Source organism: Halomonas sp., assembly GCF_041689495.1.
Lineage (GTDB): Bacteria > Pseudomonadota > Gammaproteobacteria > Pseudomonadales > Halomonadaceae > Halomonas.
In genome coordinates this window covers 1-13750 of sequence record NZ_JBDNGD010000318.1, presented here as the reverse complement: position 1 = coordinate 13750, position 13750 = coordinate 1, and the positions used below count along the sequence as shown (strand labels likewise).

At 64.1% G+C, this 13750-nt stretch carries 9 protein-coding genes and 1 pseudogene; 1 reads left to right on the top strand and 9 read right to left on the bottom strand.

Annotated features, from left to right (window positions below; genetic code table 11):
- The 7 genes and pseudogenes from ACESMD_RS10420 to ACESMD_RS10390 all read right to left on the bottom strand — a co-directional run.
- A pseudogene (locus ACESMD_RS10420) lies at nucleotides 1-363 on the bottom strand (serine/threonine protein phosphatase); the annotation flags it as partial.
- A 12-nt stretch (nucleotides 364-375) separates the two neighbouring features.
- Nucleotides 376-1170, bottom strand: coding sequence for a VacJ family lipoprotein (locus ACESMD_RS10415; RefSeq protein WP_372612890.1), 795 nt, complete (start codon nucleotides 1168-1170; stop codon nucleotides 376-378).
- 151 nt (nucleotides 1171-1321) lie between these two features.
- The gene (hrpA, locus tag ACESMD_RS10410; protein WP_372612888.1) at nucleotides 1322-5362 is read right to left on the bottom strand and encodes an ATP-dependent RNA helicase HrpA; all 4041 of its coding nucleotides are present in this window, start codon (nucleotides 5360-5362) and stop codon (nucleotides 1322-1324) included.
- A 173-nt stretch (nucleotides 5363-5535) separates the two neighbouring features.
- A complete protein-coding gene (locus ACESMD_RS10405; protein ID WP_372612886.1) occupies nucleotides 5536-7206 on the bottom strand; it encodes an AMP-binding protein in 1671 nt (556 codons plus the stop codon).
- A 72-nt stretch (nucleotides 7207-7278) separates the two neighbouring features.
- On the bottom strand, nucleotides 7279-8067 hold the full coding sequence (locus tag ACESMD_RS10400; protein WP_372612884.1) for a class II glutamine amidotransferase: 789 nt from the start codon (nucleotides 8065-8067) through the stop codon (nucleotides 7279-7281).
- Nucleotides 8060-9931 (bottom strand): VWA domain-containing protein, encoded by a 1872-nt coding sequence (locus ACESMD_RS10395; RefSeq protein WP_372612882.1) that lies wholly within the window; start codon nucleotides 9929-9931, stop codon nucleotides 8060-8062. The genes ACESMD_RS10400 and ACESMD_RS10395 overlap by 8 nt, the downstream gene beginning before the upstream one ends.
- A gap of 10 nt (nucleotides 9932-9941) precedes the next feature.
- Nucleotides 9942-10352: a hypothetical protein gene (locus ACESMD_RS10390; protein WP_372612880.1), complete on the bottom strand. Its 411-nt coding sequence runs from the start codon at nucleotides 10350-10352 to the stop codon at nucleotides 9942-9944.
- Between the two features lie 91 nt (nucleotides 10353-10443).
- Here ACESMD_RS10390 and ACESMD_RS10385 point away from each other — a divergent pair, with 91 nt between their 5' ends.
- Nucleotides 10444-12555, top strand: a complete 2112-nt coding sequence (locus ACESMD_RS10385; protein WP_372612878.1) for a S9 family peptidase — start codon at nucleotides 10444-10446, stop codon at nucleotides 12553-12555.
- Between the two features lie 22 nt (nucleotides 12556-12577).
- Here ACESMD_RS10385 and ACESMD_RS10380 read toward each other — a convergent pair whose 3' ends face one another.
- On the bottom strand, nucleotides 12578-13027 hold the full coding sequence (locus ACESMD_RS10380) for a YcgN family cysteine cluster protein (RefSeq protein WP_372612876.1): 450 nt from the start codon (nucleotides 13025-13027) through the stop codon (nucleotides 12578-12580).
- Between the two features lie 25 nt (nucleotides 13028-13052).
- A complete protein-coding gene (locus tag ACESMD_RS10375) occupies nucleotides 13053-13385 on the bottom strand; it encodes a YcgL domain-containing protein (protein ID WP_372612874.1) in 333 nt (110 codons plus the stop codon).
- Between the last annotated feature and the right edge of the window lie 365 nt (nucleotides 13386-13750).

Genomic DNA, 13750 nt, shown 5'->3' with positions numbered 1-13750 from the left:
GGCTCGCTCATCGGCCAGTCGCTGCAGATCGATAGCCTTGATGATCATCCGTCGCAGCAGGTGACCATGGAGCAAGGGGTCGACGATATAGTCGATCAGTCCGGCATCCACCGCCTTGAGAAAGTCGGCATCCAGACGGTCGTCACTGACCACCAGTGTCGGGATGCGCGCATTGAGTGACGCCCACTCCCGGCTGGGCACCGCCCGAACATGGGCCACCACCAGGGCCGTATTGACGGGAAGATCGTCTATCTTGTCTGCCGCCAACACCGCCAGGCCTTCCCGGGCAATGGTGTCAGCCAGCGCATCCCGCGCCTCCCCCGGCACATCGATCACTCCAACCAGCTGCTTGGGAAGACCCATTGCGTTCATGCCTCAATCGGAGGGGGCATCACCGGATTCCGACGCCTCGAAATCCGCGTCATCGAAGTCGAAATCGTCACCGGCGAACGGATCGTCACCGAGATCGCCGTCACTGACCTCGAACCGCCGCCGTTGTAGCCAGGTATCACGAATGAAGCTGTAGCGATCGCCCTGAATCAGCGCTTCCTGATCCAGGAATCCAGCACGTGTATCGATGATCCGCAGGGCCGTCAGGCCGTAGCGAATCTTGTCGTCTTCCACGTAGGTGGTGGGATAGGTCGCCATATCGACAGGCATGCCACCGGTATCACGCACCGTGCTGGGTCCAAACAGCGGCAGCACCAGATAGGGTCCCTCATCCAGCCCCCAGACACCCAGGGTCTGGCCGAAGTCCTCTTCCATGCCGGTGATCGCCATATGGGTGGCGAAGTCCCAGAGCCCGCCGATCCCTAGGGTCGTGTTGATCAGGAAACGACCCGTGGCGACGGCCGCATTGCCAGGCTTGCCCTGGAGCAGGCTATTCAGCACCGTGCGGGGCTCGCCAAGATTGGAGAAGAAGTTCCCCACCCCGGTCTGCACCGGAGACGGCGTCACGAAGCGATAGCCCCTGGCCACCGGCTTGAGCACGGCACGGTCAAGGGCATCGTTGAACACGAACACCTTGCGATTGAACCCTTCCCAGGGATCAACGGGATTACGTTCCTGGGTATTCCCCGTGCCGGCACAGCCCACCAACAAGGCCAGGACCAGCAGGGCAGCAAGACCACGGCCGGCAGCCCATCCATTGTTCATCAGGCGATATGTCATGATCACTCCTGCCTTCCTGTCCGTGGTGGCCAGCGAAGCGAATAGTGCCCCTGGCGAGTTATAGGCGGTGCAGCACGGCACTTTATCCCTTGCCGAAGGAGGACACCACCCCGAAACATCAACTGGCCTGTCCCGACGCCTCTCATTCGATTCATGTCGTTTTCCCGTTGATCTCGCGCCAGTGCTTCTCGAGGCGCTTGACGGAGACCGGCATCCAGGTGCCTAGTTGCTGGGCGAAGAGCGACACGCGAAGCTCCTCGATCCACCAGCCAAACGCCACCAGTGTCGGGTCATCGACCCCACCGCGCCGCTCGCTCTTGCGCCTGGCGGCCAGCCGCAACTCGAACTCCTGCACTTCCTGCATGTGCATCTGGTCGCGCATGCGCTCCCGCGGAGCCTTCTCCAGACGAATCAATGCCGCCTCCATGTAGCGAGGGTACTCCTCGAGCCACTCACCCGCCTCGCTGATGAAATTGGGGTGCACCAGGCGCTGCATCTGGGCCTTGAGATCACTGTAGACCAGTGCCAGTGCCAGGTTGAGGTTGCCCTTCAGTGCCTTGGTCACCGCCAGGTGACCCTTCAGCGCCTGCTCCAGGGTGGCAACCAGCGTCTCGGCTCGGGGCAGGAGGTCGTCGCGGGTCGCCTCGAGGCGCGCCTCGAGCTCATTCCGGCCACGGGGGAGCGGGTCAACCGCCACCACCTGCTGGAATACCGCCTGAACCAGATCATCGGTGAGCTGGCGCCGGGTGCCTACCTTGGCGAACAGCAAGGCACATGTCTCGACACCCTTGAGACGATCGATGGCACGAACCTCGTCGGGTAGCCGACGCATCGACAGGCGCACGACTCCATCTCGGTGGGCCTCACGAGCCTTGTCCGGATGGTCGTATAGCTCGACTCTGAAGGCCTCGCCCTTCGGCACCAGGGCCGGGAAGGCCTCCACGCGGATTCCCGCCTGGCTGGTGACTCGGGATTCGGGTAGCGGCGTCTCGGGCAGTGCCTCGACGTCTCCCTCATCGCCGGCCTGGACGGCCAGGGCGCGGGCCCCCTCCCTCGCTGCCGCCTCGAAGTGGCGCTCCAGTTCACGGGCGTCACGCCCCTGACCCAGAGGTTTCCCCTGATGGTCAACCACCCGCAGATTCATCAGCAGATGCGGCTCCAGTGATTCGGGATGCCAGTCGTCGGGATGGACGCGAACACCGGTCTTGCGACGCAAGAACTCGCCCAGCGCCTCGGTGAGGGGCACGTCGTCCGGCCTCAAGGCCTCCAGAGCCGCATCGACCCAGTCGGGAATCGGCACGACCTGTCGCCGAATCGCCTTGGGCAGGGACTTCATCAGCGCGATGCACTTCTCGCGCAGCAGGCCGGGCACCAGCCACTCGAGCCGCGCCAGGGGCAGCTGGGGCAACATCGCCGCCGGCACGGTCAGCGTAACGCCGTCATCCGGCGCCCCCGGCTGGAAGTGATAGCTCAGCGGATAACGCACCCCCTTGACCATGAGTTCACCCGGGTAGTCGGCCTCGGTGATCTCGGCGGCCTCCCGGGCCAGCAGCGCCGTGCGATCGAACTTGAGAATATCGGGGGTTTCGGCCTCGGCTTGCTTACGCCAGGCCTCGAAGCCCTTGCCATTGACGATACCGGCGGGGATGCGCTCGTCGTAGAAGGCGAAGAGGGTCTCTTCGTCGACCAGGATGTCACGCCTGCGGGCCCTGGCCTCGAGATCCTCGACCTCCTCCACCATCGCCCGGTTGTGGGCGAAGAAGTCGCCTCTGGTGCGGAATTCACCCTCGACCAGGGCCCGACGGATGAAGAGCTCCCGGGATTCCTGCGGCGCGATGGGGCCATAGTGGACCTTGCGGCCGGCAACGATGGGCAGCCCGAAGAGGGTGACCTGCTCCGTGGCCACCACCTGGGCACGCTTCATTTCCCAATGGGGTTCGGCATAGGAACGCTTCACCAGATGACCCGCCACGGGCTCTATCCACTGGGGCTCGATCCGGGACACGGTGCGGGCGAAAAGCTTGCTGGTCTCGACAAGTTCGACGGCCATCAACCACTTGGGGGACCTCTTCGCCAGCCCCGAGCCGGGATGGATAACGAGCTTGCGGTTACGGGCCCCCAGGTACTCACGATTCTCGGTGAGCACACCCAGGTGGGAAAGCAGGCCGGGCAAGAGTGCCTTGTGCAGTGACGCGGCACTCTCGCGACGGGCCTGCTGCCGGACCTTGTCGTCATCACCGGGCTCGGCGGCAGGCAACGGAGCTGCCGGGGGCGGGACCTGGATGTCCATGTCACGCAGCAGCTGACGCAACTGACGAAAGGTGTCATGCCACTCGCGCAGGCGCAGATAATTGAGGTAGTGATCACGACACCAGCGCCGCAGGCGGTTGCCGGAGAGTTCCTCCCGGGCGGCCTCGAAGCCGTTCCAGAGGTTGAGCAGGGCCACGAAGTCGGAGTCGGGGTCCTGCCAGCGGCGGTGGGCCTGATCGGCGTCCTGGCGCTTGTCGGCCGGCCGGTCACGGGGGTCCTGAACCGCCAGCGCCGATACCACGATCAGTACCTCGCGAAGGCTACCCTGGTCGGCGCCGGCCAGCACCATGCGGGCCAGACGCGGATCGATGGGTAGCCGCGCCAACTTGCGGCCGGTCGGGGTCAGGCGATTGTCCGCGTCCACGGCACCCAGCTCGAACAGCAGGCGGAAGCCATCGGTGATGAAGCGCGAGTCGGGCGGATCAACGAAGGGGTAGGCCTCGATGTCATCGGGTTTCAATGACAGCAGCGACAGCATCGAGAGGATCACCGAGGCCAGGTTGGTACGGCGAATCTCGGGGTCGGTGAACTCGGGTCGGCCGAAGAAATCTTCCTCGTCGTAGAGGCGGATGCAGACCCCATCGGCCACGCGCCCGCAGCGACCCTTGCGCTGGTCGGCACTGGCCCGGCTGATCGGCTCAACCGGCAGGCGCTGAATCTTGGTCTTGTAGCTGTAGCGACTGATGCGCACCAGGCCGGGGTCGATGACGTAGCGGATGCCTGGCACGGTGAGCGAGGTCTCGGCCACATTGGTCGAAAGGACGATGCGGCGCCCGGCGTGAGGGGCGAAGACCCGGTTCTGCTCGGCGTTGGAGAGCCTCGCATAGAGTGGCAGGATCTCGGTGCCCTTGAGCTCGGCACGACGCAGCGTGTCGGCGGTCTCGCGGATCTCACGCTCGCCGGGCAAAAACACCAGGATGTCCCGCGGCCCATGGAACCAGCGCTTCGCACGCTCGATCTGCTCGATCTCCTCCACGGCATGGTGGATCCCTTCCTGCAGCGTACGATCTTCCTCGTCGTCGGCCTCGCGCAGCAGTGGCCGGTAGCGCACTTCCACCGGGTAGGTACGGCCGGAGACCTCCACCACCGGTGCCGGCCTCGGCGACCCGTCGGGACCCGGCAGGGCGAAGTGCGCCGCGAAGCGTTCCACGTCGATGGTCGCCGAGGTGATGATCACCTTGAGGTCGGGGCGGCGAGTCGTCAGGCGCTTGAGGTAGCCGAGCAGGAAGTCAATGTTGAGGCTGCGCTCGTGGGCCTCATCGATGATGATCGCCTCATAGCGCAGAAGATCCGGATCATGACGGGTCTCGGCCAGCAGGATGCCATCGGTCATCAGCTTGACCAGGGTGTCGTCATTGGTCTGGTCGGTAAAGCGAACCTGGTAGCCGACCTGCTCACCCAGGGGGACTGCCATCTCCTCGGCGAGACGGGTCGCCACCGAACGGGCCGCCAGCCGCCGCGGCTGGGTATGACCGATCAGGCCACGACGTCCGAGCCCCAGCTCCAGGCAGAGCTTGGGCAGCTGGGTCGTCTTGCCGGAGCCGGTCTCCCCGGCCACGACCACCACCTGGTGGTCGCGCAGGGCCGCCAGGATGTCCTCGCGCCGCTCGACCACCGGCAGTTCAGGCGGATACTCAAGGGTCAGTGGTCGAGCAGCGCGGCGCAATGCCGTCTGGCAGGACCGCGTCAGGGCATCCCTGAGCGGGGGCAGGCCACGATCCACCGGCTTGCCTTCCTGAATCCGGCGCTGCAGGCCCCGCAGGCGCCTTTCCAGCACCGGGACATCACGCAGCATGGCACCATCGAGATCCCGGCGAAGGGCCCCGATCAGGTTGCTGTCGGACTGGCTGGCAGATATTGATGGTCGAGTCGCGGTTGTCACGTTGGACGAATTGACTCCTTGGCATCGGTGCGGGCGGGTAACAGAGTGCCCATCCCGGCAGGGCGGGACTGGCCTCCTATTGTAACGCTCGTGCCGGAGAGCGCCCAATCCAGGCCAGTGTTCTTCAATAGTGTTCCTCGCTATGGCAGCGATGCAGGCAAGGCCATCGGGGTTCAGGGACTGCCTAACTGTTCGTCGCGGAGTTGACGGCGCAGCACCTTGCCGACATTGGTTTTCGGCAACTCGTCACGAAACTCGATGCGTTTCGGCATCTTGTAGCCGGCCAGCTCCTTCCTGCACCAGAGACGAAGGCTCTCAGCATCCAGGTTCCCATCCCTGACCACCACGAAGAGCCTGATCGCCTCGCCACTGGTCTCGTCGGGCATGCCCACGGCGGCACATTCCAGTACCCCGGGATGGGCGGCCACGACATCCTCGATCTCGTTGGGATAGACATTGAAACCGGAGACCAGAATCATGTCCTTCTTGCGATCGACGATACGGATGTAGCCGTCCTCCTGGAGTACGGCGATATCGCCGGTATGCAACCAGCCGTCGCCGTCGATGGCCACGGCGGTCTCGTCGTCACGATTCCAGTAGCCCTTCATTACCTGAGGACCCCGGACACACAGCTCCCCGGCCTCACCCAGCGGCAGATCATTACCCTCGGCATCGACGACCTTGACCGAGGTGCCGGCCACCGGTAGGCCGATGGTGCCGAGCTGGATGGCGCCCACCGGATTGAAGCTGACAATCGGTGAGGTCTCGGTCAGGCCGTAGCCCTCGGCGATGGGGCAACCCGTCACCTCTTCCCAGCGCTGGGCCGCCACCCGGGTCAGGGCCATGCCACCGGAGATGGTCAGGTGCAGCCGAGAGAAATCGAGCCGACGGAAATCCTCGCGATGACAGAGGGCATTGAACAGGGTGTTCAGGCCGATGAAAACGGTGAAGGAAACCTTGCCGAGCGTCTTGACGAAGGCATCGAGGTCACGAGGATTCGTTATGAGAACCGAATGGTTGCCGGTCTCCATCATGAACAGGCAGTTCACCGTGAAGGTATAGATATGGTAGACGGGCAAGGGCGCGATCACGGTCTCATCGCCCTCGCGGAGTCCCGGACCGATGGCCTGGCGCGCCTGGAGCATGTTGGCGATCAGGTTGCGGTGGGTGAGCATGGCACCATTGGGTTTACCCGTCGTTCCTCCGGTGTACTGCAGTACGGCAAGGTCATCCGGCGCGCCGATGGACGCCTGATGGTCTTGCCCGGCGCCCACCTTGAGGGCCCGGCGGAAGGGCGTGGCGCCGGGCAGGGAAAACCCGGGCACCAGCTTCTTGAGGTGCTTGACGACCGCATTGATCAGCAGCCGCCTGGGAAAGCCGTGCAGATCGCCAAGCTCTGTGACCAGAACGTGCCGGATGTCGGTTTGATCGAGGATCGCCTCGAGCTTGTGGGCCATGTTGGCCAGTATCAGGATGCCCCGGACATCGGCGTCCTTGAACTGGTGGACCATCTCACGCTCGGTGTAGAGCGGGTTGGTATTGACCACCACCAGGCCCGCACGCAGGGCACCGAAAACCGCCACCGGGAACTGCAGGACATTAGGCAGCTGGATGGCCATGCGATCCCCCGGCTGGAGGTCGGTCTCATGCTGGAGCCAGGCGGCGAAATCCGCGGAGAGGCGATCGAGCTCGGCATAGGTGATCGTCTGTCCCATGCAGCTGAAGGCGGGCTTATCGCCGAAACGCTCGACCGAGGCATGGAAGACATCCATCACCGAGTCACGTTGATCCAGGCCTTCCAGCGGCTCGCCATGGACCACCGGTGAATTGGTCTGCTCGTTCATGGAAGCGATCTCCTCGATGTCGTCAAGGCGTGAGGCGGCGCCTGGTGGCCGGCGAAAGAGGCAAGGCCCGTCTCAGCTGGCATAGCGTGCCTCGATGCATCCATCCCGCCAGACCAGCAACTCGCCGGGCGCCATGCAGACCCAGTCCTCGTTGTCGGTCAGCGGTGTCGTGGCCAGCACGGAAACGATGTCGTCAGGGGTGGTGTGCTCGGCAAAGTTCACCCGCATGTCCGCATCCGAAAGGCTCGCCCTGCCGAAGGGAGCCCGCCGCGTGATATGCGCCAGCTTTGTCGAACAATACACGTAGAGGTAGTCACCATCGGCCAGCAGGAGATTGAACACGCCCAGGCCCCGCAGTCGCTCGCAAAGCCGGTGGAGGAGCGACCAGAGCCCACTACGCCCTTGCTCATCGCCGGGGGGCTCGGGGTAGGCCTGGCGTAGTTGCCCCATCAACCAGCATAAGGCATGTTCACTGTCGGTATCACCCACCGGGTGATAGAAACTCAACGGCAGGGCCTGCCAGCCAGTGAGTTGGCCGTTGTGGGCATAGCACCAGGGACGGCCCCACATCTCGCGCACGAAGGGGTGAGTATTGGCCAGGCGAACCTGGCCCACATTGGCCTGGCGGATATGGCTGATGACGATGTTGGACTTGATGGGATAGTCACAGATCAAGCGGGCGATGGGAGAACGCACCGATGGATGCGGGTCCCGGAAATCCCGATAACCACCTTCCTCGTAGAAGGCGATCCCCCAGCCGTCACGATGGGGACCGGTTCCTCCTCCACGATGAAGGAAACCGGTAAAACTGAAACAGATATCCGTCGGCACATTGGCACTCATGCCCATCAACTCACACATGCGGCTCTTCCCGGCGAGTGATTCGTGGTGGTCGACGCAGGCGCCTGATGAACAGCCATACCACCACCAGCAGCAGACAGAAAGCACTGATGGCCCAGACGAACGGATCGCGGCCATATTTCTGGGCCAGCCGTGTCAGGCCGGGACGCCCCTCCTCCCAGAGTTCCATGGCGCGTCGTGGGATGGCGTTGACCATCGCCATGAAGCGATCGGCGGCCTCGATCATCGCGGGTGGCGGCGCTTCCTCACGCTCAGGAGCGTCCTGCAGTCGCTCGCCACCGAGGGTAGGCCCCGACATGTTGGCCAGGCCCAGGTGGGTGTCCCCCTCAGGGTTGAGAATCAGTCGCGGCAGCCGCACCTCGCGGGTTTCACCATCCCGGCGGATCCGCGCATTGAGCATCAGGGGCTGGCTTACGCTGGCATCCAGTTCCGGCAGGGGCAGGTGCCAGCGCCGCGAAGAAATGGCCTCTGCCGGGATCACCTCACCGGCGAGCTCCCCCCAGAGCTCGGTGTTGGACGTGTCCAGATGCGGGTGTTCGGCGGCCAGCACCACACGACCGGCATCGGGATCATGCAGCGCCCCGATGGCCGGGAGGACATTCACGGCCTGAATGCGTTGGCGGTGGAAGCCCTCACCCTCGGCCCGGATCACTAGCCGTGCATTCCCGGTCAAGGCCGGTGCGGGAAGCTCCCCCACGAAACGGCCGTTGTCCTTGGCCAGTTGCAGGGAGGCCTGTATATCGCCCTGCATGTCGCGGAGCTCGACGCTGATCGAGAGGTGTTCGAGACCCTCGGCGAGGAGCTCGCCCTCCTCCTCGATCCAGACCTCGACGGGCACCGGAAAACCCAGGTAGAGGGTCGCCGGCAGGTGGCGGGTGCGCAGGGTCAGCGGCGAGATGACACTGACGCGGCTGTCCTCCCCCAGCACCCCCTCCAGGCGCCATTCACCGGGGTCCGGGTCAGGGACACGTATCAGGTCAAAGCGCGGCTCAACCTGCCAGCGAACATTCTCGGGACGATCCTCGGCCAGATAGATACTGCCGTCAGGGGCCACCAGCCGGAGGGGTTCTCCGCCCGGTTCGTGGAAGAGCAGTGCCGAGAAGGACTCCACCCCGGGGTCGATGACGAACCGACCCTCCTCAATGGGCACCTGGTCGTCGGGGAAGATACGCTCGACGATATCCAGGAAGGCACCCAGCAGGCTCTCGGGGTTCTCGGCCGTGGAGGAAAGCCCCCCCGTGATCTGAGAGAGACGTTCCACCAGGGAGAGGTCGGCCTGGTCGGAGAAGGCGATACCATGCACGGCCACGCCCTGATTGGCCAGGGAGCTGGCCAGTTCGCCCACCAGTGCTTCGCGGGAGGCCATGTCGATAGCGGGCTTGGCACCACGGGAGGATGGCAGATCGATCATGCCATCCGTGAGCAGGACGAGGTGGCGCCAGCCATTGGCCTCGGGTGCTGCCGCCTCGCGGATGGCCGACTCGATGTCGGTGAACTGCTGGTAGTTCACGAGTTCCGGCGGCAAGGCCAGCGCACGCTCCCGCCAGGCGGCATTGACCTCGCCCAGCGGCAGAGGATTCTCCACCCGCTCACCGAAGGTCCAGACGCCAGCACTGACGCCGCCCGGCAGCAGCGACACCAGCAACTCCAGGGCACTGGCACTGAGCTGGTCCGGATCATTGTCCTTCATGCTGCCCGACACATCGATGATCACCCGGACATCGGGACGCCCTTCCATGGGTTGCTGTGCGACGGGTTGCTGAGCCAGGGACGGCACCATCATGCCCCAGGCCAGAAAGGCCACCAGGAGGCAAAGGCCGACACCTGGCCTCCATCGTTCTCTCTCCGCCATCCCACTGGCCATTGCGGGCTCCTTAGCCGATCTTCGGCTCCCGACGCTGCCGACTGACCGTCGGCTCGGGCGGATCCTCGTCTTCCTCCATGTCGACATAATCGCCGCCATGTCGCCCCCGCCACCAGAGCAGCAGCCCAATCAGAACACCCATGCCGGCTCCCACCATCGTCAGCAGCAGCGCAGGCATCATCGCCTGGGCATTGTCTTCCAGGGAACCGACGGCGGCCACTATCACCGCCGGAGCGAACCCTTGATAGACGGCACCCTCCTCGAGGAGAGGGAGCTGGAAGCGGGCAGGCACCCACATCACCCCGGCGACCGCCCAGGTGATCACCAGCCGCGGCAACCGTGGCAGGAACGCCAGTCCGAGATAACCGGTGATCAGTACCACCAGCGACAAGAAGCCGTAGCTCAGCCATAGTAGGGTCATTGATTCCGTGATCGGCATCGATACCTCGCAGTGCGTGCGTCCCGAGACACACCTTTACAGACAATGTATGGAGTATGGTACATCCCGCCCCATGAAATCACAGCCACCCCGAGATGACCTCAACGACCTCGCCATGACCTCGACCCCGCAAGACTCCCCCGTTTCCCGTTACCGCCGCCCCGATGAACCCGAATGGCATTGGCTGGAAAACCGCGACGACCCTGCGGTCAGCCACTTCCTGGAGGCGGCGAACCAGGAATCGGATGCCTGGTTCGCCCCCCTGGAAGGTCTGGTCGATCGACTCTATCACGGCCACCTGGCCCGCCGAGAGCTCGCCGTGCATGGCCTGCGAACGCCGCTGGATCACTACACCTTCTGGAGCGAGACCGCCGCCGATGCCGACTACCCGGTGTGGTGGCGGCATCCCAATGGCCACCCCGATGACGCCGAGTGCTTCCTCGACCTTCAGGCCAGGGCCGAGGCCCATTCCTTTCTGGAGGTAGGCGACATGGCCCTGTCGCCGGACGAGGACTGGCTGGCCTGGACCGAGGACGCCCGAGGCGACGAGACCTTCGATCTCTACCTAAAACGCCTTCCGGATGGTGATCCCGGCAAGCTGCTCGAGGGGATCGGCCCGGAACTCACCTGGGCAGAGGACAATGCCACCCTGCTCTTCACCCGTTTCGATGCCACTCAGCGCCCCGAAAGCGTCTGGCGGCTGCCCCTGGCGGCTGGCCGGGCGGGCGAGTCCAGCCTGGTGCTGCGTGAGGAGGATCCCGAGTTCTGGCTCGGCCTGGGCAAGACCCGCTCACGGGAATGGCTGGTGGTGGAGAGCGCCTCCAAGGACACCAGCGAATCCCACCTGATACCGGCGAAGGCCCCGACAACGCCCCCCCGCTGCTTTCGCGCCAGGGAGTCGGGCGTGGAACTTTCCCTGGACCATCGCCCCGGCCATTTCTACCTGCTTCACAACCGTGAGGCCCCGCATTTCCGCCTCGATGTCGTCGCCGAGGATGCTCTGGCATCCGGGACCTGGCAGCCCCTGGTCGATCATCGCCAAGGACACACCCTGGAGGGGGTGGATGCCTATGCCTGGGGCCTGGTGATCACCGAGCGCGATCACGACGAAGCACAGGTCCACCTGCGCATCCTCGAACTCGACGGTTATCATGCCATCACACGGGACGAACGACTCCCGCTCCCGGAAACGCCGTGCAGCCTGGCCCTGGGGGACAGCCCTCACTTCGACAGTCGCCGGCTGCGACTGAGGGAGGAATCCTTCACTCTGCCGGTGACCTGGCTGGAACTCGATCTGGACAGCGGGGAACGCACCCGGCTCAAGCAGCAACCCGTCCACGGCAACCTCAAACCCGAGGACCTGACCTGTGATCGGCTCTGGGCCACCTCACATGACGGCGAGCGGATTCCCGTCTCGGTGATCATGCGTGCCGACCTGGCCGGCCACCCCCTGCCCACCCTGCTCTACGGCTATGGCGCCTACGGCGAGGTGCTGGATCCCTGGTTCTCGGTGGCCCGACTGGAACTCCTGGAACGCGGCATGGCCTTCGCCGTGGCACACGTTCGGGGCGGTGGCGACCGCGGCGAACCCTGGTACCTGGCGGGAAAGCTGGAGCACAAGCAGAACAGCTTCCGTGACTTCCTCGCCGCCCGCGACAGCCTGGTCGACAAGGGCATCAGCGACGGCGACCGCATCGCCGCCTATGGCGCCAGTGCCGGCGGCCTGCTGGTGGGCGCCAGCCTCAACCTGGCGCCGGATGCCTTCTGCGCCGCCGTGCTCGACGTGCCCTTCGTCGATGTCCTGCGCACCATGGAGAATCCCGACCTCCCCCTGACCACCGCCGAATACACCGAATGGGGCAACCCCGACGAAGCCGATGCCCGCAAGCGCATCCGCGCCTACTCGCCCCTGGACAACCTGTCGGCACAGCCCTGGCCGGCGGTGTTCCTGCAGGGGAGCTGGCAAGATACTCGGGTACCCTACTGGGAACCCGCCAAGCTCTACGCCCGCCTGACGGAACTCGGCAGCGAACGCGCCCCCTCTCGGCAACGCCCCGTGCTGCTGCGAACGGACATGGCGGCGGGCCATGGCGGCGCCTCGGGCCGCTTCAAGGCCTGGCATGACAATGCCCGCCAGGATGCCTTCATTCTCTGGGCATTGGGACTGGAAGGAAGGGATGGCTGAGAAAGCCGCTGGCGAAGATCGATCAACCGTCGATGGGCAGGATGGCGATGCTATGGTCGACGAGTTCCTGCTCGGGCACCTCGCGCTGTGACACGGCGAAACGGCGCACACTGATGCCTTTGCGATGCATCCGCTCGGATCCGCCCGCGATCAAAGGATGCCAGGCGGCGAGCTTGCGCCCTTCCGCGACGCGGCGGTAGGCACAGGACTTGGGCAGCCAACGGAAGTCATCGATGCGCTCAGGGGTGAGCTGGGTGCAGTCCGGCACCTTCTCGAAGCGGTTCGCATAGTCGCTGCATTGACAGCTATGGATATCCAGCAGTTCGCAGGCCACCTTGAGGACCGCCAGATCGCCGCTTTCCTCGTCCTGGAACTTGAGCAGACAGCACTGGCCGCAACCATCACAGAGCGCTTCCCACTCCTCCCCGGTGAGCTCGTCGAGATCATAGCACTCCCAGAACCGCTCGCGCATTCAGCATCCTTGGGGGTCAGGCCCCTCAGCGAAATTCGGGGTCTGACCCCGAAACGGGTTTCGGTGTCGCGACATGGAGGTCGAGGAGGTAATCCTCCTTGGCCCGGGGCATCTGCAGGTAGAAGCCCGACTCGCGGATAACCGCCATCACGTCGACCGCCTGGGCACGCCCCAGCCGCTTCTGGGGACTCAGGATCAGGGTCATGGCCGGGACCGGCGTGCCGAAGCGCTCGAGCAATGCCTCCGGCACCTCGGCGACGCCCCGGCGCTTGTCCACATAGAGATACATTCCCACCTGACGCGGACTCTTGAAGATCTGGCACAGAAGCTTGTCGCCCCGCATGCGATCATCACTCATCGTGACAAAACCATGATTTTCAAAGGAAATCTCAATTCTGATGTTTTGAAACCACCTCTATTTTACCAAGAATTCACCCCAGCGCCATGCCTAACGATTCTTAATATGTACCACCTTGAGTACCACCTGGACCTCCCTAGTATATTGAAACTACCCATAGGAACCCCCCTATACCCATAAACCACCAAGCGGCGGTGCTGTTTTTATCCTCACTCTGGAGATAAGCCCCAACAAGAAACAAGACTATTCCGAGCACCAAGACCAGCAGGCTCATCTGCGGGAGGCCTCCTTTCCTTAAAATTTAACGCAGAGCTTTGCGGCAATTTTGGAACCGCGAAGCGGTGGAAAAGTTGTCCGACAACAGC

Excerpts from the sequence above, each read along its gene's own strand:
- ACESMD_RS10415 (WP_372612890.1), bottom strand. The coding sequence starts at position 1,170 with ATGACATATCGCCTGATGAACAATGGATGGGCTGCCGGCCGTGGTCTT.
- ACESMD_RS10405 (WP_372612886.1), bottom strand. The coding sequence starts at position 7,206 with ATGAACGAGCAGACCAATTCACCGGTGGTCCATGGCGAGCCGCTGGAA.
- ACESMD_RS10400 (WP_372612884.1), bottom strand. The coding sequence starts at position 8,067 with ATGTGTGAGTTGATGGGCATGAGTGCCAATGTGCCGACGGATATCTGT.
- ACESMD_RS10395 (WP_372612882.1), bottom strand. The coding sequence starts at position 9,931 with ATGGCCAGTGGGATGGCGGAGAGAGAACGATGGAGGCCAGGTGTCGGC.
- ACESMD_RS10390 (WP_372612880.1), bottom strand. The coding sequence starts at position 10,352 with ATGACCCTACTATGGCTGAGCTACGGCTTCTTGTCGCTGGTGGTACTG.
- ACESMD_RS10385 (WP_372612878.1), top strand. The coding sequence starts at position 10,444 with ATGAAATCACAGCCACCCCGAGATGACCTCAACGACCTCGCCATGACC.
- ACESMD_RS10380 (WP_372612876.1), bottom strand. The coding sequence starts at position 13,027 with ATGCGCGAGCGGTTCTGGGAGTGCTATGATCTCGACGAGCTCACCGGG.
- ACESMD_RS10375 (WP_372612874.1), bottom strand. The coding sequence starts at position 13,385 with ATGAGTGATGATCGCATGCGGGGCGACAAGCTTCTGTGCCAGATCTTC.